Origin of the sequence: Pseudomonas sp. NPDC088885, from assembly GCF_044750025.1 — a bacterium.
Lineage (GTDB): Bacteria > Pseudomonadota > Gammaproteobacteria > Pseudomonadales > Pseudomonadaceae > Aquipseudomonas > Aquipseudomonas rustica.
This window is the reverse complement of record NZ_JBIVJB010000004.1, coordinates 40,473-65,188: the sequence shown is the minus strand read 5'-3', so window position 1 is coordinate 65,188 and position 24,716 is coordinate 40,473. Positions and strand designations below refer to the sequence as shown.

The following is a 24,716-nucleotide window of genomic DNA, read 5'->3' as shown; positions in this document are numbered from 1 at the left end:
AGCTGTTTTACTCTTCCAGTGCAAATCCATAGTCGCCGTTTCTGCCATTCGGGAATGGCGCACATTGCCTCACCTCCCGCGTGATCGCGGAAGGTGAGGCCTGCACCGGCACTGCACGTTACAAGGTGTAGGCAATACCGACTTGTACTGTTCGCGGCGCTCCCGGATAGGCATAGACGTTACCGAATGCACCCTCTTCATAATCACGGTCAAACAGGTTCTTCACGTCAAGATTGAGCCGCACCTTGTCATTGACCTTATAGAAGCTGAGCAGGTCGACCACGGTGTAGCTGCCCATCGAAAACGCGGTGTTGGCGGTTTGTCCCGCGCGCTCGTCGACGTATTTGAGCCCGGTGCCCAGGCCCAACCCCTTAAAGGTGCCATCCTGGAACTCATACATATTCAGCAGGCTGAAGCTGTTTTTCGGGATGTTCAGCAGTCGCGTGCCGGAGCGTAATACGTTGTCTTTGGTCACTTCGGCATCGACATAGGCGTACCCACCAATCACGCGCCATTCGGGCGTCAGGTTTCCGGCCACGTTGACGTCGAAACCACGGCTGCGCACCTCACCCGCCGCGACGCTGAAGGTCGAATCAACAGGATCGGTGGTCAGCACGTTACGCTTTTCGATCTGATAGATCGCCGCGTCGACACTCAACTGCTGATCCAGCGCTTCCCACTTGATGCCCATTTCGTACGACTTGCCTTTCTCCGGCTCGAACCCGCCGCCCTGACGACTGGCGCCGGTGTTCGGTTTGAACGAGCGCGCGGTGTTGGCATAGATCGCTAATGTGTCGGTCAAGTCGTAGGTGACGCCGATGCGCGGCGTTACCGCGTTGTCACTCGCCTGCCAGCTCTTGGCGCCGGGCACATAGGTTTCGTAGTCATGTTCAAAGCGCTCGAAACGCGCCCCGGCCAGTACTTTCAGTCTGTCAGTCAACGCCACCTGATCCTGCACGAACGCGGCATACGTCTTGAGGTTTTCCTTGTCATCAGTGGGCGTGCGGGTGAGTGCCGGACGTGGTTGGCCGTACACCGGATCGAAGATGTCGATCGGGTAAGCACCAACGGCTCCGCTGGAGCGTTGAATGATCGACTTGTAGTCGTAATCCTCATACTCGATACCGGTGAGCAACGTGTGCTGCAAACCCGCGGTTTCGAAATGGCCGGTCAGATTGAGCTGGGTATCCTTGTCGGTCCACTCCAGCTTGCGATAGTTGAAATTGCGCCCCAGAGTGCGTCCGTCAGCGGCAATACCGTTGGCCTCGATGGCGTTGCCCTTGAGCGATCCGTCGAGCCACTGGAAGCCGCCGCCCAACGTCCAGTCGTCGTTGAGCATGTGCTCGAAACGCAGTTGCGCCATGTTGTTGTCGTTATGCAGTTTACCAACGTCTTTTTCGCCAAAAAAACTGTCGCGCGAGGCAGTCCCTATCTGCTTCGCATAGCGAGTAACGCCTCGATCCAGAGGCGCGTTGTTGCGCATGAAATCGCCTTCGAAAATCAGCTTGGTCGCGTCGGTTGCCTGCCAGGTGAGCACGGGCGCGATGCCGTAGCGCTCGGTTTCAACGTGATCTCGAAAGGTGTCGCCGCCCTCGCCCACTACGTTAAGTCGGTAGGCCAGACGCCCTTCCTCGTCGAGCGGGCCGGAAGCATCCAGCGTGCCGCGCTTCATGCCCTGATCATTGAGTTGGCTGCCAAGAGTGACGGTGCGCTCGGGCAACGGCTGTTTGGACACCACGTTGAAGGTGCCGCCAGGATCACCCCGACCATAGAGCATGGTGGCCGGGCCGCGCAGCACTTCGAGGCGTTCGATCGTGTTGGCATCCGGCATGTTCGGATAGCCGCGGTTGATCGGGAAACCGTTGCGATAAAACTCGCCGGTGGTGAAGCCACGCACGGTAAATGTGGTCAGGCCCTGGCCACCAAAATTGTTCGCCCGCCCGACGCCACCGGCGTAGTCCAGCGCGTCCTGCAAACGGGTGGCGCCCAGATCCTCGACCACATCCTTCGAAACCACACTGATCGATTGTGGGGTTTCGTGGATCGACGTGTCGGTACGTGTGGCACTGGCCGATCGAGTCGCCCGATAACCCTGCACCGGGCCGGCCGCCCTCTCGTAATTGGCAGTACCGATCACATCGGTTGCGTCGAGTTCGAGCGTTGAGGGTGTCCCCTCCACTTGTTCAGCCCAAGAGGCAGGCGACAAGGCTTGCAGCACACAAATGGAAAGCAGGGTTCGACGCATGAAGAGAGAAACCTTTACGAATAGGCCAAAACAGGGAGTAAAACCGCCAAAATCCCGCGCATGCTATACAAACACATTCGCAATTGACACAAATTCCCATTAACGTATGCAGCACTCGTATAACTCGCCCCGCGCAGACACTGCGCCCGCATTTGCCTGAGGTGCTATCGCCTGAGTAGAATGCGAGTCATTATCAATCATGTACTTTCCGGGATGCCGATGAGCAGCGACGACACACTAGGCACTGCAGATCTAGCGCTGCTCTATCGCACCCACCACTCGTGGTTACATGGCTGGTTGAGCCGACGCATTGGTTGTCGCGATAACGCCGCAGACCTGGCGCAAGACACCTTTGTGCGTCTGCTCAAATCCCGGCAATCAAGCCCCTTGCGCGAACCCCGTGCCTATCTGAGCAGCATTGCCCGCGGACTGATGATTGATCAGTATCGTCGTCGCGAACTCGAACGTGCTTACCTGGAAAGCGTCGCGTTGCTGCCTCAACACGAGGTGCCCTCGGAAGAAAGCCGACTGCTCATTCTGGATTCGCTGGAGCGCATCGACCGCATGCTCGACATGCTCAAACCGCGAGTTCGCCAGGCGTTTTTATTTGCCCGGCTCGACGGTTTGACCTGTGCGCAAATAGCCGAAAAACTCGGCGTTTCCCGGGCGACGGTGGAGCGCGACCTGGCCACCGCGCTGCAACACTGCTATCGGTTGCGTTATGTCGAGGCATGAGTCGCAGGCGCTGGATCCGGCCGTTGTAGACCAGGCCATCCATTGGCAGGTGCGCCTTCGCTTCAACAAGGCAGATGAGCAAACGCAGCGCGCTTTTGAGCTTTGGCTGCAGCAGCGTCCGGAGCATCGATTGGCGTGGCAGCGTGTGGAATCGCTTGGAGATGAGTTCGCGAGCATGCCGCCGCAATTGGCCCGACAAACCCTTGATGGTTCCCGCCATGGCCTGCGCCGACGGGAAAGCCTGAAGCTATTAGGCCTTTTGGCCACGGTTGCCGGCGCCGCCTGGCTTGGCCGTGATTACACACCCGTACCGGCCATGCTTGCGCAGCAACGCAGCAGCACCGGCGAGCAGCGCCGCGTGCAGCTCGATGACGGCAGCCTTGTCCAGCTCAATAGTGATAGCGCTGTCGACAGTGATTTCGACGCCCAGCGACGTCTGCTCATTCTGCGGCGTGGTGAGGTCATCGTGAATGTCGGCGCGGATGAACACGCGGCGCACGCGCGTCCCTTTTGGGTACAAACACGCGACGGAATCATGCGCGCGCAGAGTCCCCGCTTCCTGGCGCGGGAACGTGACGACGGCACCTTGCTCGCGGTTCAGGGAGGCACCGTCACGGTATTTCCTGGCGCCAGTCAAACCCTGGCCGCCAGCAGTAGCCGCAGTGCCCAGACCGCCAATCAGTTGCTGTTCACATCAAGTGGCGCCCGGGAGTTCAGGGACAATGGCCTGGATGTCTGGGGCTGGAATGACGGGGTGATCAGCGCACGCAATATGCGCCTTGGGGATTTTATCGCGGAGTTGTCGCGCTACCGCCCCGGCGTATTGCGCTGCGCCGAAGAGGTTGCCGACCTTCGGGTTTCCGGCACTTTTCAGCTCGCCGACAACGATCAGGTACTGACATTAGTCGCGCAGTCGCTGCATTTGCGCGTTGATTATCGGACGCGTTATTGGGTGACGTTGACCGCTGCCAGTTGAATAAGCTTTTTTTGTCTTATTTAGCAAAAATAATGAGGTAGTTTCTCATTCTCGTTCGACTTGTAAGGAAGGCCGACTTACAGGCCAATCTGTCGATACCCTTCCTTGGAGCGAGAAAATGAGTTCGTCCGCGGTCACACAGCGCCATCCACTGAGCCACGCCGTACACGGTGTGATTCTGGGTTTGATGGTCAGCAGCTACGCCCTGCCGTCGCTGGCGCAATCTTCGAGCGCCGAACAGCGCAAACAGGTTCAGCAGTGGAATATTGCTGCCGGCCCACTGGCGCCGGCGCTTGACCGCTTTGCGCGCGAGGCTGGCATCAGTCTTTCCTACGATGCCTCGAGCGTTGCGAATCGCACAACGGCAGGCGTGAACGGTACGCTGGATACGTCGACCGCACTGTCCACGTTGTTGCAGGGAAGCGAATTGCAGATCGAGCAGCAAGGCCCGTCCGCTTACCTGCTGACACCTCAACCAGCGCCTGCCGGCCCACTCGAACTCGACGCAACGGGTATCGAGGACTATCGCCTCGCCCCCCTCATCATTAATGCCAAGGTCAGGGTCAGTGCCGACGACGACGCCAACTCGGTGGTCGCCAAGGAACTCTGGGTTGGCGGCAAAGTGGCCACCAGCATTCTCAATACACCGGCATCGGTATCGGTGGTTACCAACAAGGAAATGGAACAGCGCAGCGTCAGCACCACGGAAGAGGCGCTGCAATACACACCGGGCGTGATCACTGACTTCTACGGCACGGATGACCGCAACGACTATTTCCAGATCCGCGGTTTCCAGGCCACCACCTACCGTGACGGCTTGACCCTGAGTTCGATGCGCGGCGTGCGCGAAGATCCATTCGCTTATGAGCGCATCGAGATTCTGCGTGGCGCCAACTCCACCCTGTTCGGCCCCGCGGATCCTGGAGGCTCGGTAAACTTCGTGACCAAACAGCCGCGCTTCGAGCAGTTTGGCCAAGGCTATGTGACCTACGGTTCGTTTGACCATGTCGAGACAGGCATCGATGTCGGCGATGCGTTGAACGACGAAAAAACCCTGGCTGGCCGCTTTACTGCCAAAGGCCAAAACAGCGACCGCGAGTACGATCACTCGCAGGACGACAACCAGTTGTTTATGGGTGGCCTCACCTGGGCACCGACGGATTACACGTCGGCGACGATGATTCTCGACTACCTGAAAACCGAAAGTTCGCCCAACAGCGGTGGCTATCCGCTGGACAAGGAATACGACCGCAGCAAGTTCTATGGCGAGCCCAGCTACAACTTTCACGATGTCGAGCGCACCAGCCTCAGCGGTAACATCACCCATGACTTCGACAATGGCTTCGTGCTGCGCAGCAACCTGCGTTACAGCAAGTTGACCGATGATTTCGGCTACGTTTACCTCAGCGACAGCGCCGCGCGAGTCGGTACTACCGTTGACCGCTATCAGTTTGGAACGGACACCGAAGCCGACCAGTTCAACGGCAATCTGATGCTGCAATACGATGCCCGTTTCGAGAACATCGACAGCAGCAGCCTGGTGGGCGTGGAGTACCTCGATTCGACCACCAAGGAAAGCTCGGTCTACGCCCCGACGACCTCGATTGACATTGCAAACCCCGTGTTTACTGGCGTTTCACGCTCAATCGCGCCGTATGCCGTGAACAAGCGAGATGCGACCACCAAAGCCGTATTCCTGCAGCAGAACCTGTCGTTCTACGAGCGGTTCATCGTCACCGGGGGCGTGCGCAATGACTCGATGGACCTGACCAGCAAAGGTCTGGAATCGACTGAGAAAGACACCTTCTCCGAAACCTCTTACCGAGGTGCATTGACCTACATCGTCAACGATGAGGTGTCGACCTATGTGAGCATGGTGGAATCCGTCTCGCCGCCACAGGTTGGCGTCACACCGCAGACCGGCAGGCAGTACGAGATAGGCGTGAAGTATGCGCCGATGGGGATGGACGCCCTGTTCTCCGCAGCCGTTTATGACCTGACCCAGGAAAACGTCACCATCGCCGTGGTGCTGCCGAGCGGCATCATTGAGCAACAGACGGTAGGCGAATCGCGTGCGCGCGGTCTCGACCTGGAGGCCAAGGCGCAGGTGACGCAGAACCTCAGCCTGATCGGTGGTTATTCCTATATGGAGTCCGAGGTACAGCGCGGTTCGTTGTACGACGGCAGCTCCCTGAAGGGTAATGAATTCGCCACGGCACCCAAGCATTCCGCTTCGCTCTGGAGTTATTACGACGTCCCCGCCACCGATGTCAGCGTTGGCTTGGGTGCGCGCTACGTCGGCTCGTATTACTTCGACGCCGCCAACTCAGGCAAAAGCGATGGCACCACGCTGTTCGACGCCGCGTTCAACTACAAAATCGCCAAGGGCACCGACCTAGCGGTGAACGTCAGCAACCTGCTGGATGAGCAGCACGTGGTCGGTTCCGGCACCGCGAACTTCTACAACCCGGGCCGTGAGATTACCGCCAAAGTGAGTTACAAGTGGTAAGCCGGTAGGCAGGCCTTCTCGCACATTGGAAGCGGTACCCGCTGTACGGCGGGTACCGTCAACCTCGATACACACTAGCTTGATGACCTGCGTGATAATCCTCACCCGCCACCGCGCGCAGATAGGCTTCATCTGCATCCCTTCGCAGGTCGCACCATTCGGTCAGCGTTAACATGCCCAACCGATCCATCTCGTCAGACTGGCGCAACAGTTCGTCGTGCCAGGCATCGGGGCAGTCCATGCGCAGGGCTCGATTCTCCGACATCCGATGCCAGGCATCCAACGCCAGCAGTCTTGCTTCTTGCTCAGTCGTCAGCTGATTTCTGAAAACATTCATCACATCCACCCCCGAACATTTCCCGGTTGAGCAGGCTGTTTTGAAATAGGTTCAAAAGGGCTGACGAAGCACCGTCTTGCGCAAAGTTCGAATCACTCGTGATGGCGCCTGACCGCCCTCTCGTCAGGGTTGGGTCAGCGCCGCTGCACTTGCTTTCGAGCGCCAGGTAAACGCCAGCACCATCAGCAGGCCCAGACTCGCCATCGCTGCACCGGCCAGGGAGATCGCCGGATAACCCAGCCCGGCATTGATCACCGCGCCGCCCAGCGCCGCGCCAATGGCGTTACCAAAATTGAAGGCACCGATGTTGACCGCCGAAGCCAGATTGGGCGCGTCTTTGGCCGCTTCCATCACGCGCATCTGCAGCGGTGGTACCAGGGCGAAGCTGGCGATACCCCAGATCAAAATGGCCACCGCGGCCGGCAAAGGCCAGCGCATCAGGACGGTAAACGCCAGCAAGATCACAATCAGCACGCTCAGCGAAACGATCAAGGTGCGATCGATCGAACGATCCGCAGCCTTGCCGCCCCACATGTTGCCCAGCGTCAGGCCCACACCAAACAGCACCAGCATGGCGGTGATGTACGCGGAGGACGCGTGGGTCTCGCTGCTGAGGATCGGTGCAATGTAGGTGAAGACCGTAAACATCGCACTCGAGCCGACGACGGTCAGGGCCAACGCGCCCAGCACCGGGCCTCGGCCCAGTACGCGTATTTCAGCCAGTACGCCCACGCTTTGCGGTGCGCGCAGATTGGGCAGCGCGAACCACAACGCTGCCATCGTCACCACGCCAAGGCCGGTAATACCCCAAAATGCAGTGCACCAGCCGAACAGCTCGCCAAACCACGCGGCCAGCGGCACACCGCCGATGGTCGCCAAAGTCAGGCCCATGAACATTGCCGCGACCGCCCCGGCACGTTTCTCCGGCGCGACCACGCTGGCAGCGACGACGGAGCCGACGCCAAAGAACGCTCCGTGATTCAGTGAGGTCACCACCCTGGCGATCATGAGGCTGTAGTAATCGGTCGCCAGCGCTGACATCAGATTACCCAAGGTAAAAATCGCCATAAGACCGATCAGCAACGTTCGCCGCGGAATTTTGCCGGTGGTGAGGATCATCAACGGCGCGCCGAGCAGTACGCCCAACGCGTATGCACTGACCAGCAAGCCTGCAGCGGGAATTGACACGCCGAGATCCGCAGCAATGCCCGGCAGCATGCCCATCGGGGCGAACTCGGTAACGCCGATGCCAAAGGCACCAATGGCGAGTGCAACAAGGGGTGGATTGATACGCATGGAAAGGCTCCTTATCTATGCCGCCAATGCTACGATCCAGGCGTTTGAGGCGGTAGATAGCGATTTCGGCAATCACCTTTGCGTAAGAGGCACAAATGGACGTCAATGGCAGGTCAGGTGAAATGAGCGTGTTCGTCACTGTGGCGCAGGAAGGCAGCCTTTCGGCGGCGGCGCGCGCATTGGGGCTGACGCCCTCGGCAGTCAGCCGGATCATCGCGCGTGCCGAACAGCGTCTGGGCACTCGCCTGTTGTTGCGAACCACGCGAGCGATCACCTTCACCGCTGAGGGCGAAGCATTCTTGCGGGGCGCCCGACGTATTCTGGCGGACATGGACGAAGTTGAAGACGCCATCGCCGATCAAGGCGTACCCAAGGGCCGATTGCGCGTCAGCGCGGCGCTTGGCCATGGTCGGCTGGCCATCGTGCCGTTGGTGGCCGCGTTCAGCGCGCAGTACCCGAACATCGTCGTCGACCTCACGCTCGGCGACGAAGTGGTCGACATCCTTGCTGGCCAGGCCGACGTGGCGGTGCGCTTTGGCCATTTGCCCGACAGCCCGCTGACCGCGCGCAGGATCGGCACGACCGGCCAAGTGGTGGTCGCATCGCCCGCGTATCTGCAGCGTCACGGCACCCCTCAAGAACCGCAAGACTTGCTCAGTCACAACTGCCTGCGCTTCAACTTTCGCCGCGCCGAACCCAACTGGCCGTTTATGCGCGACGGCCGTGAGTTTTCCCTGAAAGTCAGCGGCAACATCGAATGCAGCAGTGGTGAAGCACTGGCACAACTCGCCCGAGTCGGTGCCGGCATTGCGCGCATCGGCGAGTTCAGCGTCAGCGAGGATCTGCAGCGCGGCGACCTCATACCGCTACTGGAAACCTGGAACCCCGGCGATCAGGAACCGATTCATGCGGTGTTCGTCGGAGGCTCGACAATGCCGGCGCGAGTGCGCTTGTTCGTCGACTTCTTGCTCGAGCATCACCGGATGTAAGCGGTGTTCATCGCTCGATGCTCAGGCGGCGGATCTGCCGTAACTCACCTGCGTCCTAACGTCGCAGCAAACAGCTATTGGCAAATCCTGCACAAGCCTTAGAATCCCGCGCTCTCAAACAGTCTCCCGAGTCGGTGGCTGAAAGCTTCGCTGTTAAAAATCACGTACCAGAATGGCTGGCCACACTTGCTCAAGTGCGGCCGATTGAACTGCCCTGCCCGTTCGGCGGGCGCTTGCACAACACACTTCGGTTTGGCATTGCCCTGCGCAGAGACGCACGTTCCGCTGCCCGATCCCTTGAGGTTTCTATGTCTCCGCGTTTGCTGGCCATGGCGCTGGCGCCCCTGCTCGGGCTGTTCATTATTGCCTTGGGCAACGGATTTCTGTCGTCCCTGACCACCCTTCGCCTGGACGCCGCCGGTGCGTCGGCGACGATGATCGGTGTCGTGTCATCGGCCTATTTCATCGGTCTGACCTTGGGCGCCTTGTTCAACGACCGCCTGATTCTGCGCATCGGCCATATCCGTGCCTACGGCAGCTTTGCCTCGCTGATCGCCGTGACCATCCTCATGCAGGGTTTGTTTTACGACACTTGGGGCTGGTTCGCCCTGCGCCTGATCAATGGCTGGGCCACAGTCGGCGTGTTTCTGGTGATCGAGAGTTGGCTGCTGCTGGCGGGTGACGCGAAGATTCGCGGACGCTTGCTCGCGCTGTACATGATCGTCTTGTACGGCGCTGGCGTGCTGGGCCAGGCAACGCTGGGCAAGATCACGGGTTTGAGCGACAGCGCACCGTTCATGGTTGCCGGCATGCTCGCATCGCTGTCGGTGCTGCCAATCGTGATCCTGCCGCGCGTGTCGCCCCTGCTCGATCAGGTCGAGCCGCTCAAGCCACGGCAACTGCTGGGCGTGACGCCGACCGGGCTGGTCGGGTGTTTCGGCTCGGGCGTGAGCATCGCGGCGATTTACACGTTGCTTCCGCTGTACCTGCAACGCATGGGTCTGAACGTGGGTGAAGTCGGCAGCATGATGGCCTGGACGATCCTTGGCGCCATGCTCCTGCAATACCCGGTCGGACGCTGGTCTGACCGTCAGGATCGCCTTCAGGTGCTGACCCTTCTGACCGTGGCGTGCACGGTGTTGTCGCTGGTGATCGTCTGGCTGCCGTTGTCGTCGACGATGCTCGCGGTGATGCTGTTTTTGCTCGGCGGCGGCGTGTTTGCGCTGTATCCGGTTGCCGTCAGTCATGCCGCCGACCGCGCCCCGGCGGAAGCGTTGGTGCCGATGATTCAAGGTTTGCTGCTGATCAACTCTTTGGGCTCGGCGATCAGTCCGATGATGATCTCGCCGGTGATGAACTCGTTCGGCGCAAACGGTCTGTTCTGGGTCTTCGCCCTGGTCAATCTGTGCATGGTCACGTTCTTTTTCTGGCGACGCGGCAAACGCCCGGTTCCGGCCAACCCCGCGCCTTTCGCAGCCGCAGCGACTTTCTCGCCGACAGGCGCGGAATTGCGCGTGACCGAAGATTTGCGCCAAGCGGTGCAAGAGCATCCGCCCATGGTCGATGCATTGAGCGGCGAGCCGGCGCCGCCGTGCGAAACGCGCTGAGTCCCACGCCAGTGCGGACGCTGGCTACCCGCGCCTAAACATCAATCCCCCAGATCATCCCAATAAGGCGGAGTGCCGATCGCTTTGATGAAGTACTCCCACACCACGCGAACCTTCTGGGAGCGCATGCGATTCTCCGGGGACAGCAGATGGATCGGGCTAGGCGTTGGCTCCACCGATCCTTGCCAATCCGGTAACAGCCGAATGAGTTGCTGGCTCACGAAACTCTCGCGGCTAAACAGCCAGGACGGAAAGAACACGATCCCCCTGCCCGCCAGCGCCGCTTCCACCAAGACCTGACCATTGTTACTTCGAAGCGGCCCCTGCACGTCGATGATGTCGGCCTTATCGCTGCCAGGCTTTGTGAAATACCAGCGCTGCGCCCCGCCCGTGCCCTTGTAAACCAGACAGGCGTGATGCCGCAGTTCCTCTGGCGACGCGGGTTTGCCGTGCTTCGCGATGTACTGCGCACTGGCGCAAAGGACGTATTGCTGATCGCAGATTTTGCGGCCGATCAACCCGGAGTCGCCCAGGTGTCCGACCCGGAAGATGATGTCGACGCCCTCCTGCACCGGGTCGATAAAGGCATCGGTGACGGTCAGCTCGACCGTCAATTCGGGATACTGGTCATACAGACCGTTCAACAGTTTGACGATGTGCAGGCTGCCGAACGCGACCGGTGCGTTAATCCGTACCAGTCCACGAACCTCGCCACCCTTGCCGGTGATTTCTTCATCAGCGGCATCGAGCAGTTCGAGCACTTCGCGGATTTGCTGGTAGTAGCGCTCGCCCGCGTCCGTCAGTTTCACCGCACGGGTGTTTCGATACAAAAGTTGCTGACCGACCTCTCGTTCCAACGCCGCGATGAAGCGAGAAACGGAGGACGCCGGTACGCGAAAGTGCCGAGCCGTCGCCGAGAAACTTCCAGTCACGGCGACCATGGCAAAGTACCGGTGCGCTTTGAGGTGCATAAAAAGTCCGATCATCAAGAACAGTTGATGGGCACTACAGCAGAACTTCGTCTGCTTGTCCCGCCGCGAGATCCTTTCAGGCCTGTTTGCACCGGACACGAAAAAGCAGCCGCCCCGAATAACGGTGGCGGCTGCCAATGTGTCAGCGGCTACTTAGCCTTTATAAGGTGGGTAATCGACATAACCCTCGGCGCCACCGCCATAGAAGGTTTCGCGCTTGGCTTCGCTCAGCGGCCAGTCGTTCTGCAGCCGCGCCACCAGATCAGGGTTGCTGATGTAAGCGGTGCCGAACGCGGCGAGGTCGATGATGCCGTCATTAATCAAGTCATCCGCACGCTGGCGCGACATGCCGCCCGCCAGAATCAACGCGGTGTCAGGCAGTTTCGACTGAATGGTCGACAGCAAATCGAGGAATGTTTCCTTCGGCCCGCCACCACCGCCCTCGGTACCCGGAGCCGGAAACCCGGACTGATCCATCACATGAACGTAGGCCAATTGCCGCGCGCCAATCTCGGCTGCCAACGCGGTGTAGGTTTCATCGATCTGCTCATACAACGGCATGTCGAACAGCTGACCATATGGCGAAATACGGATGCCCACCCGAGCCGCGCCAATGCGTGCGACCACGGCATCGATCACTTCCAGGGTGAAGCGCAGACGGTTCTCCAGGCGATCCGCCGAATACTGATCGGTACGATCATTGACCAGCGGGTTCATGAACTGCTCGAACAGATAGCCATTGGCACCGTGAATTTCCACGCCATCAAAACCCGCCTCGATCGCGTTGTGCGCAGCCTGGGCGAACTCACCGACGATCCGCGCCACCTCGGCGGTTTCCAGTTGGCGTGGCGCCGGTGGCTGTACCAGCGCCGGCTTGCCGTCAGCGTCGTAACCAAACGCAGTCGCGCCGACCGCTTGCTTCGACGTGGCGCTCACTGGCAATTTTCCACCTTCCTGGATCGACGGGTGCGAGACGCGACCGACATGCCAGAGCTGCGCAAACATCTTGCCGCCCACCGCATGCACCGAGTCGGTGGTGAGGCGCCATCCGGCGATCTGCTCGGCCGTGAAGATACCGGGGTTGAACAGATAGCCCTGCCCCTCACGGGAAATCGGCGTGCCTTCGCTGACGATCAAACCGGCGGTAGCGCGTTGTGCGTAATACAACGCGATGCGTTCGTCGGCAGCATCATGGGGTGCGCGCGAGCGGGTCAGCGGCGCCATGACAATACGGTTTTTCAGCGTGGTGTCGCCCAGCGCGAATTCGTTGAAGAGTTTGGACATTGGAGTTTCCGAAGTAGATCGAATGTGGCGACGATCAGCGGGAGCGACAGGTTGACGGTGCGAACTGTCTCGAACTCGCGCCAAAGGCCCTGAGTTGCAACGATGGATCGATGCTAACTTCTGAGCCTGACGGCAACAATCCGCCGAAATCGCAAATGACTATTGCTTTTTCAGCAACGAGATTCGGCTTTTCTCTTCGGAATTTGTGGAGGGTTATTGCTGGCGCGAGAGAGATAAAGCAAATGGGCGGCTACTTGAGCCGCCCATTTGAGGGTCACGCCTGAATCCATTTCAGGAAAGGCCTAGTTCTTCAACGCAACCTGTTTGGCCTCGATTTTCAGATCACTGAGGCGCTTGAGCATCGCGATGATGTTGACGCGAGCAGAGCCTTCATTCGCCAGGCGCAGACGTTTGACGCCGATAACGGAATCACCGAAACCTGCGGTAAAAGGCGTACGGATAATTTCACGCAGAACAACCTTGTTGGTCGCGGCTTCCACCAACGTGTATTCCACCTCGCTGGTGACCTCGAAATTCAGCCCGAACAGCGGCTGGTCAACGCGCAACAAATTCGCCCGCAGGGCATAAGAAGCGGATTCGCTGCCCAGCAAATCAGCGTTTGCGAGCGATTGCTTGAGTGCAGCGCCAAAGTCAGGGCTATCGATTTCCGAAGTCCACAGAGGGTTGGTTTTATCTCCGCCATTCACTTCCGAAACCCGTACGTTATTTTTCAGCTGTGCGTCATAGGTGCTTGCCTTGTCTTGATCGGCCGCGACCGTCATGCCGGAAATTTGAGCGGACGTGGCGCAGCCCGTGCAGAGGGCGATCAGGGCAGAAGCTAAAAGCAGGCGCAGATAAGTCATTCGAAAATCCTTGAGAGTGTAAAATCCAACGAAGTCGCGAATGCTAGCACTTAGCCACTTTTTCAGCCACCTAGCGGTTCGTGCCTGATGTGGCGTTATCACTCCACAGCGCTGACGGAATACAGACGACGCCATCAAATAACAGCCTCGCTGTGCGCATCAAACCGCAACCGGCCAGTTGGCCTTCCTGCAACCGTAACGCCACAGTGAACTCACCCGTCGGGTGTTCGATCGACAGGTGTTTCACATCGCCCTCTTCTACAACCGCAATGTCCGCCGCCACGCTGCCTTCGCTCAGCACGGCCGCGGCGACACTGACAGCACCGAACACGCCGATGCTGGTATGGCAACGATGGGGAATGAAGCTGCGCGTACTGATCGCCCCACCGGCCTGCGGCGGCGCAATCAGGCACATTTTCGGCACGTTGCGCAGGCTCACATCCCCAAGATTCATGCGCGGCCCGGCTTGCAGGCGGATGGATTCCAGACGTTGTTTCAGAGAGGCGTCGGTTTCGAGTTGTTCCGGGCTTTCATAACCGCTGCAACCGACGTCTTGCGCGCGGATCAGCACCACCGGCATGCCGTTATCGACACACGTCACTTCAACGCCGTCGATCACATCTCGTGGGTTGCCGGTCGGCAACAAGGCCCCGCAACTGGCACCGGCGACGTCCATGAATTCCACGATCAATGGCGCAGCCTGGCCCGGCACGCCGTCGATTCGAGCGTCACCGTGATAGCGCACCTCACCATCAAGTGTCGGGACATGGGCGATGGCGATCTGTCCGGTGTTCTCCATATAAATGCGCACCGATGTGACGTCGTCTGTCGCCGCGACCAAACCGCGCTCGATGGCGAAGGGGCCGACGCCTGCGAGGATGTTCCCGCAGTTCTGTCCGTAGTCGACGCGAGGCTCTTCCACCAGCACTTGGGCGAACAGGTAATCGACATCGGCATCTGCGCGGCTCGACGAGCTGATGATCGCCACCTTGCTGGTCAGCGAATCGCCCCCGCCGATGCCGTCGATCTGCCGCGAATCCGGCGAGCCCATCACGGCCAGCAGGACGCGGTCACGCAGCGCTGGCTCTTGCGGTAGATCGCGAGCAAGAAAGTAAGCGCCTTTCGACGTACCGCCGCGCATCATCAGACAGGGGATGCGAGTCTGCGCCATGCTCATTCTCCCAGCTCTTCAATGCTGTCGACGTAGCGCAAACCCTTTTCGGCCAAGCGCCCACGCATGTTGTAGATGTCCATCCCCAATTCGCCACGGGCCAGGCGCAGGGCTTTTTGCTCCTCCAGATCAGCGCGGGCACGGCTGGCGTCAACGACGTTCGCCAGCTCATTGCGGCGCACCACCACAACGCCGTCATCGTCAGCCACCACCACGTCCCCCGGGTGAATCAGTTGGCCGCCGCACACCAGCGGCAGGTTGACCGAGCCCAGGGTTTCTTTGATTGTGCCTTGAGCACTAATGGCGCGCGACCAGACCGGAAAACCCATTTCGCGCAAGGTGTGGGTATCGCGAACGCCGGCGTCAATCACCAACGCACGCACACCGTGGGCTTTGAGCGAGGTTGCCAGCAGATCTCCAAAGTAGCCGTCAGTGCACGGTGAACTCGGCGCGACTACTAAAATATCGCCCGGCCGGCATTGCTCCACGGCCACATGGAACATCCAGTTGTCACCTGGAGCGACCAGCACTGTGACCGCCGAACCGCTGATCACGGTGCCCTGCTGAATCGGCCTGATCGACGTACCCAACAGCCCTTTTCGACCCTGCGCTTCATGAATCGTCGCCACTCCAAAGCGCTTGAGTTCATCGATCAGCGCCGCATCGGCCCGCTGGATATTGCGCACCACGACGCCGGTTTTACCTGTGTGTTGGCTCATGCCAGGTTCTCCGTGACGCGCGGGAAGATACTTTGGTAACCCTCGCCGTAGACGATGTTGCGGGTCGAGGCGATTCCGACATTTCGTTTGGCCTGCACACCGCGTTGCAGGGCGACGCGGGTGTAGTACTCCCACAGGTGTTCCTGACCGGCCATGCACTGGATGGCGGCGTACTTCTTGTCCCAGACCTCGGTGATGTCGAGCAGTACATCGGGGCGCCACTCGCATTGCTCGGGCTGATGCGGTTCGAAGCTGTAGACCGGCGGCGCACCAATGATTTTTTCACCGGGTTTATAGCCTTCAGCCTGGGCGATGATGCGCGCCTCCTGCGTCAGGTTCATCGCCAGCGGATGGTCGTAGTTGTAGGGATCCTTGAGGGAATGACTGAGGACGAATTCCGGTTGCACCCGGCGAAACACATCGGCCAGACGGAACAGGGTTTCCTTGTCGGCGCGCATCGGGTAATCGCCGATGTCGAAGAACTCGACACTGGCGCCGAGTATATCGGCGGCAGCCTGAGCCTCTTCGCGGCGCGCAGTTTTGACTTTGTCTTCGCTCATCTCGCCTTTGCGCCACAGCTTGGCGGACTCACCGCGCTCGCCGAACGACAAGCAGACGATATGAACGTTGTAACCCTGCTGCGTATGCAGGGCGATGGCACCACCGGCACGCCAGACGAAATCGGCAGAATGGGCGCTGACAACCAGCGCGTTTTTGAATGATTGGGTCATTGCGGATACTCCTCCTGCGGTTGCCAAGAGCATCGCACCGCGCCTTACCGGTGGAGTAATGCGTTCGAGTGTTCGAGGTATGCGTTTTTTTTATTGCCACTCGATAAGCGCGGTTGCATAGTCGCCTGATCCGCCAATCCACAGAGCGTCTGCCCCATGGAAACCCGTGAACTGCCCAGCCTGATGCACGTACGCGCCTTCGTTCGCGTCGCGGATCACGGCAGCGTTTCCAAAGCATCGGTGGCGTTGTACCGAGCGCAATCGGTGGTCACCCGGTCTATCTCCGAACTTGAAGAACGCCTTGCGGTAACGCTTTTCGAACGCCATGCCAATGGTATGCGTTTGACCGATTTCGGCGTGCGTCTGTTGCCCCGCGCGCGACGGGTTCTGGCCGAGCTTGAAGCCGTGCCGAAATTGCTCGGCAATGGTGACAAGGCAGCGGTCGAACCGCTTTATCTGTTGCAGGCGCGACGCCTGCAAGTGTTCGTCAAACTCTGCGAAACCCAGCACATGCAGACCGTCGCCAGCCTGCTGGGGTTGAGTCAGCCGGCCGTCAGTTCAACGCTCAAAGTGCTGGAAAACGGCTGTGGTCATTCGCTATTCGAACGTACCCCGCGTGGCTTGCAACCGACCCGTGCCAGTCATGAGATTCTTTTTGCGATCCGCCGTGCGCTAAACGAATTGCGGCATATCGACACCGACATCACTGCCATCCGCGGCGCCTTGCACGGTGTCGTCCACGTCGGCGCCCTGCCCCTTGGCCGCACGCGCATCCTTCCTGAAGCCATCGTGCAACTGGTCGAAGAACATCCGGGTATTCAAGTGATCACCAACGAGAGTCCGTTTGACTTGCTGGCGAGTGAGTTGCGCGCCGGCGATGTCGATTTCATTTTTGGTGCGTTGCGTTCATCGGCCTACGCCAGTGATCTTGTGGGTGAAGCGCTGCTGAGCGAAGAAATGGTGGTGCTCGCGCGGCGTGATCATCCGCTCTGCGCCACCGCCAATTTGCAGGATCATCTCGGCCAGGCACGTTGGGTATTGCCGCGCGCGGGCTCGCCGGCGCGGCAGATGCTCGAGGATTGCTTTGCCGGATTTGGTATGTCGGCGCCTCGACCGGTGGTGGAAAGCGCTGACATGGCGATCATTCGCGGGCTGCTGTTGCGCTCGGACATGCTCGCGGCTGTCTCTGCGCATCAACTGGAGCAGGAAATCGCTTCCGGTGAATTGTGCATCCTGCCGCTGGAATTGAAACAGACCGCCCGGGCCATCGGCCTGACCTATCGCAACGGCTGCCTGCACTCACCAGTGGCACAGGCGCTGATGGAGAAGATCCGCCGGGTGATCCGGGCGCAAGCCGATGACGCGATTACAGCAGGCTCAATGGGTAGCTGATGATCAAGCGATTCTCGTCGAACTCGTTGCTACTGTAATCGCGCCGAATGCTTGAGTTGCGCCAGCGCAGGTTGAGATTCTTGAATGCGCCGCTTTGCAGCGTGTAGCCCAATTCGGATTCGCGCCCCCACTCCTTGCCATCAGTAACCGCCCCGCTGTGCACGTTGTCGCCGCTAATGTAGCGGTTCATCAGCGTCAGTCCGGGCACGCCGAGGACGACGAAATTGTAGTCGTGGCGCAGTTGCCAGGATTTCTCTCGCGCATTGTCGTAGCTGTTGTTGTAGCTGTCGTTGGCAAGTGTGCCGCCGCTGGTGCCGTTGACCCGCATCCACGCATCGTCGCCGCTGAGTTTTTGCAGACCGACATAAAAGGTGTTGCCGCCGTAGCGCGCCGACAGCAGCGCCGAAAAGGTACGGTTGTCCAGATCCCCGGCTCGGGCACTGCCATCTTCGCGCCCCCAGAAGTAGCCAAGATTGGCGCCTAGCGTCCAGTCGCCAAGTGGCTGACTGTGCACCAATTGCAGATATTGCTGCTGGTAGATGTCCTTGAGCTGAGCATTCCACGCACCGACCATCGTGCGTTTTTCGTTGAACGCGTATTCGCCGCCGACAAAATTGAAGCGATCAGAGGTGAACGCGGTTTTGCCCTGCATGAACATGTCTTCCATGCTCGAATCGTTGCGCGGGCTGTTCTGCCGGAACTGCCCGCCATACAGCGTCAAACCATCGATGTCTTGCGACGTCAGCTGGCCGCCACGAAAGGTTTGAGGCAACGAGCGTCCGTCGTCGGAACGCAGGATCGGCAGCACCGGCATCCATTCGCCAACCTTGATTTCGGTTTTGCCGACTTTCATTTTTCCTGCAACGGCCAGGCGGCCGAACTCATTGGCTGGTCGTCCATCGCTGTCCAGTGGCAGCAACTGGGTGCCCCCAGTGCCTTGGCCGCCATCGAGTTTGAGCGAATACAGACCCAGCACATCCACTCCAAATCCCACCGTGCCCTGGGTAAAGCCCGATCGAGCGTCGAGAATGAAGTTTTGCGTCCACTCTTCGGCTTTGCCCTGCGCATTCGCAGGGTTGGTGAAATTGCGGTTGATGTAGAAGTTACGCAGATTGAGGTTGGCACTGGCGTCATCCATAAAGCCTGCAGCACTTGCCTCGACAGGCAGCGCACAAACAGCGGACAGCGTGAAGACAACGCGGGTATTGGCGGTGATTTTCATTGTTATTGTTATCCGTTTTTTTGGCTGAAACAGTCCGCTACGCCCGCAGGAAACGGACGCAGTGAAGTCATTCAGGGGTGTTGCGAAAGCGGCCCGGAACGAGCCGCTGGTGACGCTGAAGCGTTAGCGCGGCGTTTTACCGGCGACCGAATAAAGCACCTGCTGGTTACGGGTTTTCATGAACTCATCCAGGCTTTGTCCACGCATCGCCGCGTAAATCTGCAGATTGGGCACGCCGAGCACGGCGGCGAGTTTTTCCAGCACAAAGAAAATCGCCCCGTAGTGGATCAAGCCGCGCCAGTCACGGCGTCGCAGCAATTCCTGCTCTTCATCGCTGAGTCCGGCCTCATCGAACAAGGCTTGCGGCTGATCAAGGAAACGCTGACGCCAGTCTGGCTCGATCATGCGGTGCAGGAACTTGTTCAACCGATAGCCTTTAGCGCTGCGTTCCAGCGTGAACGGGTACGTGCCTTCAAGCTTTTCGATCCCGGCCAACTGGTGATGCATGTGCTGCAGGTGCCGCGCGGTCACGTCGGCGGGTACCGGGCGATCCTGGTTTTCCAGCAACAGCGTGGCAATGCCGGTCATTGACGGCAGGTAGTAATCCTGGTGCAGGTTTTTCACCGTGGCCGACAGCGCGCCACGCATGATCAGCCAGGTGATCACCTCCGAGCCTTCCATGCCTCCCAACGTGGCGTATTCAGCGTGGGTCATTTCCGTGAGACGTTGCGGATCATTGACCAACAGATCAATGAACTGCTCGTCCCACTCCGGATTATTGAAACCGCAGCGCTCGCCGTGGACTTGATGGGACACGCCGCCGGTCGCGACGATAGCCACCTTCAGATCCTCGGGATAGCTTTCGATCGCCCGACGCAATGCCTGGCCCAACTTGTAACAACGCCGCGCACTCGGCACCGGGAATTGCAAGACGCCGACCTGCAGCGGCACGATTTCCACTGGCCAGTCCGGCTCGCACGGCAACAGCGCCGACATCGGCGAGAAAAAGCCATGGTCGAGCGGTTTGTCGCGGAAGAAACTCATGTCGAATTCATCCGCCACCAGGCTTTCGCCGATGTGCCGCGACAGCGCCGCGTGACCACCAATGCCCGGCAGTTCACGCGGATTACCGCCCTCGTCTGCCACTTCGTAACGCTCATCGACCCCGAGGGAAAACGCACCGTAGTGATCAAAGAAAAACGACGTCACGTGGTCATTGAAGATGTAAAACAGCACATCCGGTTGCTGCTCCTTCAGCCACACTTTGATCGGCTCGAAGCCGCGAAATATCGGTGCCCAGGCGGCCTCATGCTGTTTGTCGTGATCGACCGCGAAGCCGATGGTCGGGGTGTGGGATACAGCGAGGCCACCAATGATGCGTGCCATAACGAGTTCCTTTGTCGAAAAAGATTAATGCGCCAGCAAGGCCCGATTGACTCGGCGCCGTGCATGACCGTTGGCCAGGATCGCCAGTGCGGCAATAAAGGCCGGCACACTCAACAGCGCGAACAGCAGCGGCAAGCCCAGCCCGAGACTGAGCACCGCACCACCGATGAGTGAACCAAAGATAGCCCCGAAGCGGCCGATACCCAGCATCCAGCTGACGCCGGTGGCACGACAGTCCGTCGGGTAGTAACCCGGTGCAAAAGCGTTCAGGCCGGTTTGCGCCCCGCTCATGCAGAAACCTGCTGCGACCACGCCGAATGCAAGCAGGCTGGATTCGAGACTGAACGCGCCCAGCAGCAGGATGAAAGCCCCGCCCAGCGCATAAGACGTAGCAATGACCGCATTCGGATTGCGTCGATCCATCGCCCAGCCGACCACAATGGCGCCGACGGTGCCGCCAATCTGGAACAGGCCGGTAATGGTCGCAGCGCGCTCAATCGACAGTCCGCCTTCGCGCAACAATGTCGGCATCCAGCCCATGGTCAGGTAGATCACCAACAAACCCATGAAGTACGTCGCCCACAGCGCAAGCGTGCCAAAACGATATTGCTCAGTGAACAACAACCGCAGCGGGGCTTTCTGCTGCGCCTGAGGTTCGGCGATGACGAACTTCGTCGCCGCGCTGAACGTACCGCCCAGCTTGTTCAATACCTTGGCGATCTGGCTGGCGGGCGCATTGCGCGCAGCCAGAAAGCGTGCGGATTCGGGCAACAGCAGCCACATCAGCGGCAGCAGCAACATCGGCAGAACACCGCCAGCGAGCAGCACCGACTGCCAGCCGTGATGGGGAATCAGCCACGCCGCGAGAAACCCGCCCAATCCCGAGCCCATGTTGAAACCGGTGAACATGATCGTGATGAACAACGACCGATTACGCTCCGGCAGATATTCGGCAAGCAACGTGGTGGTGTTGGGCAATGCCGCCCCCAGTGCCACGCCAGTCAGCAAGCGCAAGGCTGCCAACTCGTAGGGATTACGGGCGAAGGCGCAGGCCAGACTCAACACACTGAAACCGGTCACCGCCGTCAGCAGCACCTTTTTTCGCCCAAGTCGATCGGCGTAAGGACCGGCTGTCAACGCACCGATCGCCAATCCAACCATGCCGGCGCTCATCACTGGGCCAAACGCTGCTTTCGACAGGCCCCACTCCTGGATCAGGGAAGGCGCGATAAACCCCATCACTGCAACGTCGAAGCCATCGAAAAGCACAATGAAAAAGCACAGCGCCATGATCAGCCACTGATAGCGACCAACCGGCCGGTTGTCGATCCACCCCTTGATGTCGACTGTTTCGTTACTCATGCTTGCACCTTCTTATTGTTGTGAAGTGCCCGACAGGCGGAGGTATTGAAGCAACCAGCAGTGAAACAACGGCTGTCGAGCGGTGCCGTGACTCTAAGGCCGCCAGTGCCTGCACCGCCTCTGGGAAATCCTTAAGCAGGTATCGGTTTTTCTTATGGGGGATTTTTAGAGCGGAGCTTTGGGCTTGTTCAGGCGCACACTGAGTCGATAGCCGGCACAAGGATTCCGGCCGCATGATTTTTTGGCAGCTGACTGAAAAACTTGTCCTGCTTGTATCGCAATGGTTGGATAGGCCGGCAGGACGAGGAAACATGTTTGTCGTAGCCGCTCTATTCAGCGGCTGGACTCAGTGAACAGGTTGATCAATGCCGAAGAAAACGCCACCAAACAAAGAAGCCGTCACCGCCGCCGAAATCGAGCGATCGATTCAGGCCTTGAACAAAATGGCTGAACGGCTCTGGGGCGATGGTCGCGAAGCCGAGGCCAAAGCTTTGCTCGATGCGCTTGATGCATTGAATCGCGCACTCGACCGGATCCGCATTGGCGAAAGTCGCCGGGTGGTTACGCTGCACTGAGTTCTTAAGCGTTTGATTGCGCTAACAACCAGTTTCTCAACGCCGTGTTCTTCTTCGAACCCGCGGTTTCATGGGGCGTAACCAGATAGAAACCCAAGTCATCCTGCAAACGCAGAGCAAACGGCGCCACCAGCCGTCCCGCGCGCAAATCATCCTCGACATACGTCGAACGCCCGATGCACACGCCCTGCCCGTCTATTGCCGCTTGCACGGCCATCAATGCCAGATCGAAAGTTAACCGTGATCCTTCGGCCAGTTGCTGCGGCTGACCTGCCGCGCCGAGCCATGCCGCCCAGTCTTGAGTGGTCATGCCGCTGACTTGCAGCAAGGTGTGATGGGCCAGGTCTGCCGGGGCGTTCAACGGATTGCTGTTCAACAATGCCGGGCTGCACACCGGGAAAATTTCATCGGACATCAGCCAATCAGCGCGTAACCCTGGCCAGTCGCCACGGCCGTAACGAATCGCCGTATCAATGCCGCCCTTGCGAAAATCCACCAGATCGGTGGAAGCGCTGACCCGCACGTCGATGTCGGGAAAGGCTTGCTGAAAGGCTGGCAAGCGCGGCAGCAACCATTTTGATGCCACCGAAACCAGCGTGCTGATAGTCAGCACGCTGTTATGGCGAGACTCAAGCAGTTGCTCGGTGGACTGGCGCAGTGCTTGAAACGCCGTGCGGATGCCGGGCAGATAAGCTTGCCCGTCGTCGGTGAGCGCGAGTCCGTCTTTCAGTCGCAGGAACAACTGAACGCCGAGTTCCTCTTCGAGCCGGCGAATTTGATGACTGATGGCGGTCTGAGTGACATTCAGCTCTGCGGCAGCCAAGGTAAAGCTCATGTGGCGGGCCGCGGATTCAAAGGCGCGCAATCCATTGAGTGAAGGCAGTCGGCTGGCCATCGTTCGTTCAGTGCTCATGAGATTTTGTCATACGCTAGCACTGGAAATGACCTTTGCCAAAGCCTTGGCGGAAAACGATTCTGGCGCCTCTCCATTTCAAGGAAGTGCCATGAAACTGTATTTCGCGCCGATGACCTGCTCGCTGTCTCCGCACATTGTGCTGCGGGAATTGGGGCTGCCGTTCGAGCTGATTCGTGTCAACAATCAAACCAAACGCACCGCTGACGGGCGGGATTTTCGCGAGATCAATCCCAAAGGTTATGTGGCGGCGCTGATGCTGAATGACGGCAAGGTGCTGACCGAGGGGCCGGCGATTTTGCAGTTTGTTGCCGATCAGGTGCCGGGGCATGCACTGGCGCCGGCCAATGGCACGTGGGAGCGCGTGCGTTTGCAGGAGTGGTTGAACTTCATCAGTTCGGAAATTCATGGCGCCAGTGCGCCGCTGTTCAGCAGCGAGATCCCGGAACCAGTGAAGGATATTTTCAAGTTGAAGCTGTACAAGCGCCTGGATTTTTTGAGCCAGACGCTTGCCGAGCAGGATTATCTGCTGGGTTGGTTTAGCGTCGCCGACGCCTATCTGTTCACCGTTCTGACCTGGCTGCCGACCTTCAACATCAGCATTGAAGATTGGCCGACGCTGGCTGCTTACATGCAGCGCATCGCCGCTCGACCGAGTGTCCTTGCAGCCCTCGCGGCTGAGGCGGCGACGCAGCCGGTCTGATCCCTAAGGTTTCACCGCAGCCGTTGCCGCCTCATCGATAAACGCCGCCACCTCAGCGGCACGCGAGGCCAGCGAGGCATGGCTGGCATCCAGTGTGATGATCTTTTTCGCACCGAGTTTTGCCGACATCTGCCGCTGATTGTCGGGGTGGATCATGTGGTCTTCGGTGGAGATCTGATACCACGACGGCTTGTTCTTCCATGCCGGATTGCTGATCGTGTCGCCGAAGGTGCTGGCCAACGGGGCCTTCTGTGCGACGGCCATGACCAGTGCTTCATCGGCGCTGAGATCCTGGCAAAAACTTTCGTGGAATTTATCGGCTTTGAGCCAGAGGAAACCGTCGCTGTCCGGCGCAAGATTCGGCGCGGCGGCCGGCAGGTGTTGCTGAGTCAGACCGCCGGGGCTTTCGCCGGCATCCGGGGCGAACGCGGCGATGTACACCAGGCCGACGACGTTCGGCTGATTACCCGCCTCGGTGATCACTGCGCCACCGTAAGAGTGGCCGACCAGCAACACCGGGCCGCTTTGTTGCGCGATCATTTTGCGCGTGCGTTCGGCGTCGTCGGCGAGGGATGTCAGCGGCATTTCCACCGCGTGAATATCGGTGTAGCCCTTGCGCGCCAACTCGAGGATGACTTTGCCCCAATGCGCGGCGCCACCCCAGAATCCGTGAACCAGCACAATCGTCGGTTTGTTGCTCATGGCCCTGCTCCTGTCTGAGAAGAGAAGA

At 59.3% G+C, this 24,716-nt stretch carries 22 protein-coding genes; 8 read left to right on the top strand and 14 right to left on the bottom strand.

Going from position 1 to position 24,716, the window contains the following annotated elements; genetic code table 11:
* Positions 1–118: 118 nt before the first annotated feature.
* Positions 119–2,245, bottom strand: coding sequence for a TonB-dependent siderophore receptor (locus ACIP1X_RS04795; RefSeq protein WP_400749818.1), 2,127 nt, complete (start codon positions 2,243–2,245; stop codon positions 119–121).
* Between the two features lie 219 nt (positions 2,246–2,464).
* On the opposite strand from ACIP1X_RS04795, the gene ACIP1X_RS04790 reads away from it, so the two are divergent.
* The 3 genes from ACIP1X_RS04790 (at position 2,465) to ACIP1X_RS04780 (ending at position 6,465) form a co-directional block, all read left to right on the top strand.
* On the top strand, positions 2,465–2,980 hold the full coding sequence (locus tag ACIP1X_RS04790; protein ID WP_053120679.1) for a sigma-70 family RNA polymerase sigma factor: 516 nt from the start codon (positions 2,465–2,467) through the stop codon (positions 2,978–2,980).
* On the top strand, positions 2,967–3,956 hold the full coding sequence (locus ACIP1X_RS04785) for a FecR domain-containing protein (RefSeq protein ID WP_400749814.1): 990 nt from the start codon (positions 2,967–2,969) through the stop codon (positions 3,954–3,956). The genes ACIP1X_RS04790 and ACIP1X_RS04785 overlap by 14 nt, the downstream gene beginning before the upstream one ends.
* A gap of 118 nt (positions 3,957–4,074) precedes the next feature.
* Positions 4,075–6,465 (top strand): TonB-dependent siderophore receptor, encoded by a 2,391-nt coding sequence (locus ACIP1X_RS04780; protein WP_400749811.1) that lies wholly within the window; start codon positions 4,075–4,077, stop codon positions 6,463–6,465.
* A gap of 58 nt (positions 6,466–6,523) precedes the next feature.
* On the opposite strand, the gene ACIP1X_RS04775 is transcribed toward ACIP1X_RS04780, so the two are convergent.
* Together ACIP1X_RS04775 and ACIP1X_RS04770 are read right to left on the bottom strand one after the other, a co-directional pair.
* Entirely contained in the window at positions 6,524–6,802 is a 279-nt protein-coding gene (locus tag ACIP1X_RS04775) for a hypothetical protein (RefSeq protein WP_159812071.1), read from the bottom strand.
* Between the two features lie 123 nt (positions 6,803–6,925).
* Positions 6,926–8,098 carry an MFS transporter gene (locus ACIP1X_RS04770; protein WP_400749808.1) on the bottom strand — a complete coding sequence of 391 codons (1,173 nt, stop codon included), beginning with the start codon at positions 8,096–8,098 and terminating at the stop codon, positions 6,926–6,928.
* 95 nt (positions 8,099–8,193) lie between these two features.
* Here ACIP1X_RS04770 and ACIP1X_RS04765 point away from each other — a divergent pair, with 95 nt between their 5' ends.
* Both ACIP1X_RS04765 and ACIP1X_RS04760 read left to right on the top strand, forming a co-directional pair.
* Positions 8,194–9,087: a LysR family transcriptional regulator gene (locus ACIP1X_RS04765; RefSeq protein ID WP_082341444.1), complete on the top strand. Its 894-nt coding sequence runs from the start codon at positions 8,194–8,196 to the stop codon at positions 9,085–9,087.
* A 308-nt stretch (positions 9,088–9,395) separates the two neighbouring features.
* Complete coding sequence (locus ACIP1X_RS04760; RefSeq protein WP_400749805.1) at positions 9,396–10,694, top strand: MFS transporter; 1,299 nt, start codon at positions 9,396–9,398, stop codon at positions 10,692–10,694.
* A 41-nt stretch (positions 10,695–10,735) separates the two neighbouring features.
* Here the strand turns inward: ACIP1X_RS04760 and ACIP1X_RS04755 are convergent, their stop codons facing one another.
* The 6 genes from ACIP1X_RS04755 to galB all read right to left on the bottom strand — a co-directional run bounded on the left by ACIP1X_RS04755 (position 10,736) and on the right by galB (position 16,433).
* Positions 10,736–11,665: a LysR substrate-binding domain-containing protein gene (locus ACIP1X_RS04755; RefSeq protein ID WP_400749924.1), complete on the bottom strand. Its 930-nt coding sequence runs from the start codon at positions 11,663–11,665 to the stop codon at positions 10,736–10,738.
* Between the two features lie 153 nt (positions 11,666–11,818).
* On the bottom strand, positions 11,819–12,949 hold the full coding sequence (locus ACIP1X_RS04750) for an alkene reductase (protein ID WP_282353232.1): 1,131 nt from the start codon (positions 12,947–12,949) through the stop codon (positions 11,819–11,821).
* Between the two features lie 302 nt (positions 12,950–13,251).
* Entirely contained in the window at positions 13,252–13,812 is a 561-nt protein-coding gene (locus tag ACIP1X_RS04745) for a hypothetical protein (protein ID WP_400749803.1), read from the bottom strand.
* 70 nt (positions 13,813–13,882) lie between these two features.
* Positions 13,883–14,983 (bottom strand): 4-oxalomesaconate tautomerase, encoded by a 1,101-nt coding sequence (locus ACIP1X_RS04740; protein ID WP_400749800.1) that lies wholly within the window; start codon positions 14,981–14,983, stop codon positions 13,883–13,885.
* Between the two features lie 2 nt (positions 14,984–14,985).
* Positions 14,986–15,702 carry a 4-carboxy-4-hydroxy-2-oxoadipate aldolase/oxaloacetate decarboxylase gene (locus ACIP1X_RS04735; RefSeq protein ID WP_400749797.1) on the bottom strand — a complete coding sequence of 239 codons (717 nt, stop codon included), beginning with the start codon at positions 15,700–15,702 and terminating at the stop codon, positions 14,986–14,988.
* Positions 15,699–16,433 carry a 4-oxalmesaconate hydratase gene (gene galB, locus ACIP1X_RS04730; protein WP_400749795.1) on the bottom strand — a complete coding sequence of 245 codons (735 nt, stop codon included), beginning with the start codon at positions 16,431–16,433 and terminating at the stop codon, positions 15,699–15,701. The genes ACIP1X_RS04735 and galB overlap by 4 nt, the downstream gene beginning before the upstream one ends.
* A 156-nt stretch (positions 16,434–16,589) precedes the next feature.
* Between galB and ACIP1X_RS04725 the strand changes: the two genes are divergently transcribed.
* On the top strand, positions 16,590–17,825 hold the full coding sequence (locus tag ACIP1X_RS04725) for a LysR family transcriptional regulator (RefSeq protein WP_400749793.1): 1,236 nt from the start codon (positions 16,590–16,592) through the stop codon (positions 17,823–17,825).
* Here the strand turns inward: ACIP1X_RS04725 and ACIP1X_RS04720 are convergent.
* The 3 genes from ACIP1X_RS04720 to ACIP1X_RS04710 form a co-directional block, all read right to left on the bottom strand.
* The gene (locus tag ACIP1X_RS04720) at positions 17,800–19,047 is read right to left on the bottom strand and encodes an OprD family porin (RefSeq protein WP_400749791.1); all 1,248 of its coding nucleotides are present in this window, start codon (positions 19,045–19,047) and stop codon (positions 17,800–17,802) included. The two genes, ACIP1X_RS04725 and ACIP1X_RS04720, sit on opposite strands and share 26 nt — an antisense overlap.
* A 123-nt stretch (positions 19,048–19,170) precedes the next feature.
* A complete protein-coding gene (locus tag ACIP1X_RS04715; protein ID WP_400749788.1) occupies positions 19,171–20,433 on the bottom strand; it encodes a gallate dioxygenase in 1,263 nt (420 codons plus the stop codon).
* 24 nt (positions 20,434–20,457) lie between these two features.
* On the bottom strand, positions 20,458–21,795 hold the full coding sequence (locus ACIP1X_RS04710) for an MFS transporter (RefSeq protein ID WP_400749786.1): 1,338 nt from the start codon (positions 21,793–21,795) through the stop codon (positions 20,458–20,460).
* 365 nt (positions 21,796–22,160) lie between these two features.
* On the opposite strand from ACIP1X_RS04710, the gene ACIP1X_RS04705 reads away from it, so the two are divergent.
* Positions 22,161–22,370 carry a hypothetical protein gene (locus ACIP1X_RS04705; protein WP_400749783.1) on the top strand — a complete coding sequence of 70 codons (210 nt, stop codon included), beginning with the start codon at positions 22,161–22,163 and terminating at the stop codon, positions 22,368–22,370.
* Between the two features lie 4 nt (positions 22,371–22,374).
* Here ACIP1X_RS04705 and ACIP1X_RS04700 read toward each other — a convergent pair whose 3' ends face one another.
* Entirely contained in the window at positions 22,375–23,265 is an 891-nt protein-coding gene (locus ACIP1X_RS04700) for a transcriptional regulator GcvA (RefSeq protein WP_400749922.1), read from the bottom strand.
* Between the two features lie 109 nt (positions 23,266–23,374).
* On the opposite strand from ACIP1X_RS04700, the gene gstA reads away from it, so the two are divergent.
* A complete protein-coding gene (gene gstA, locus ACIP1X_RS04695) occupies positions 23,375–23,986 on the top strand; it encodes a glutathione transferase GstA (RefSeq protein ID WP_400749780.1) in 612 nt (203 codons plus the stop codon).
* A gap of 3 nt (positions 23,987–23,989) precedes the next feature.
* On the opposite strand, the gene ACIP1X_RS04690 is transcribed toward gstA, so the two are convergent.
* Positions 23,990–24,688: an alpha/beta hydrolase gene (locus ACIP1X_RS04690; RefSeq protein ID WP_400749777.1), complete on the bottom strand. Its 699-nt coding sequence runs from the start codon at positions 24,686–24,688 to the stop codon at positions 23,990–23,992.
* Between the last annotated feature and the right edge of the window lie 28 nt (positions 24,689–24,716).

Bases quoted from the DNA above. Each gene is read 5' to 3' on its own strand.
- ACIP1X_RS04735 (WP_400749797.1), bottom strand. From the start codon at position 15,702: ATGAGCCAACACACAGGTAAAACCGGCGTCGTGGTGCGCAATATCCAG.
- ACIP1X_RS04775 (WP_159812071.1), bottom strand. From the start codon at position 6,802: ATGAATGTTTTCAGAAATCAGCTGACGACTGAGCAAGAAGCAAGACTG.
- ACIP1X_RS04765 (WP_082341444.1), top strand. From the start codon at position 8,194: ATGGACGTCAATGGCAGGTCAGGTGAAATGAGCGTGTTCGTCACTGTG.
- ACIP1X_RS04690 (WP_400749777.1), bottom strand. From the start codon at position 24,688: ATGAGCAACAAACCGACGATTGTGCTGGTTCACGGATTCTGGGGTGGC.
- ACIP1X_RS04720 (WP_400749791.1), bottom strand. From the start codon at position 19,047: ATGAAAATCACCGCCAATACCCGCGTTGTCTTCACGCTGTCCGCTGTT.
- ACIP1X_RS04780 (WP_400749811.1), top strand. From the start codon at position 4,075: ATGAGTTCGTCCGCGGTCACACAGCGCCATCCACTGAGCCACGCCGTA.
- ACIP1X_RS04710 (WP_400749786.1), bottom strand. From the start codon at position 21,795: ATGAGTAACGAAACAGTCGACATCAAGGGGTGGATCGACAACCGGCCG.
- ACIP1X_RS04700 (WP_400749922.1), bottom strand. From the start codon at position 23,265: ATGGCCAGCCGACTGCCTTCACTCAATGGATTGCGCGCCTTTGAATCC.
- ACIP1X_RS04790 (WP_053120679.1), top strand. From the start codon at position 2,465: ATGAGCAGCGACGACACACTAGGCACTGCAGATCTAGCGCTGCTCTAT.
- ACIP1X_RS04725 (WP_400749793.1), top strand. From the start codon at position 16,590: ATGGAAACCCGTGAACTGCCCAGCCTGATGCACGTACGCGCCTTCGTT.
- ACIP1X_RS04770 (WP_400749808.1), bottom strand. From the start codon at position 8,098: ATGCGTATCAATCCACCCCTTGTTGCACTCGCCATTGGTGCCTTTGGC.
- ACIP1X_RS04795 (WP_400749818.1), bottom strand. From the start codon at position 2,245: ATGCGTCGAACCCTGCTTTCCATTTGTGTGCTGCAAGCCTTGTCGCCT.
- ACIP1X_RS04715 (WP_400749788.1), bottom strand. From the start codon at position 20,433: ATGGCACGCATCATTGGTGGCCTCGCTGTATCCCACACCCCGACCATC.
- ACIP1X_RS04745 (WP_400749803.1), bottom strand. From the start codon at position 13,812: ATGACTTATCTGCGCCTGCTTTTAGCTTCTGCCCTGATCGCCCTCTGC.
- ACIP1X_RS04705 (WP_400749783.1), top strand. From the start codon at position 22,161: ATGCCGAAGAAAACGCCACCAAACAAAGAAGCCGTCACCGCCGCCGAA.
- gstA (WP_400749780.1), top strand. From the start codon at position 23,375: ATGAAACTGTATTTCGCGCCGATGACCTGCTCGCTGTCTCCGCACATT.
- ACIP1X_RS04740 (WP_400749800.1), bottom strand. From the start codon at position 14,983: ATGGCGCAGACTCGCATCCCCTGTCTGATGATGCGCGGCGGTACGTCG.
- ACIP1X_RS04755 (WP_400749924.1), bottom strand. From the start codon at position 11,665: ATGCACCTCAAAGCGCACCGGTACTTTGCCATGGTCGCCGTGACTGGA.
- galB (WP_400749795.1), bottom strand. From the start codon at position 16,433: ATGACCCAATCATTCAAAAACGCGCTGGTTGTCAGCGCCCATTCTGCC.
- ACIP1X_RS04750 (WP_282353232.1), bottom strand. From the start codon at position 12,949: ATGTCCAAACTCTTCAACGAATTCGCGCTGGGCGACACCACGCTGAAA.
- ACIP1X_RS04760 (WP_400749805.1), top strand. From the start codon at position 9,396: ATGTCTCCGCGTTTGCTGGCCATGGCGCTGGCGCCCCTGCTCGGGCTG.
- ACIP1X_RS04785 (WP_400749814.1), top strand. From the start codon at position 2,967: ATGTCGAGGCATGAGTCGCAGGCGCTGGATCCGGCCGTTGTAGACCAG.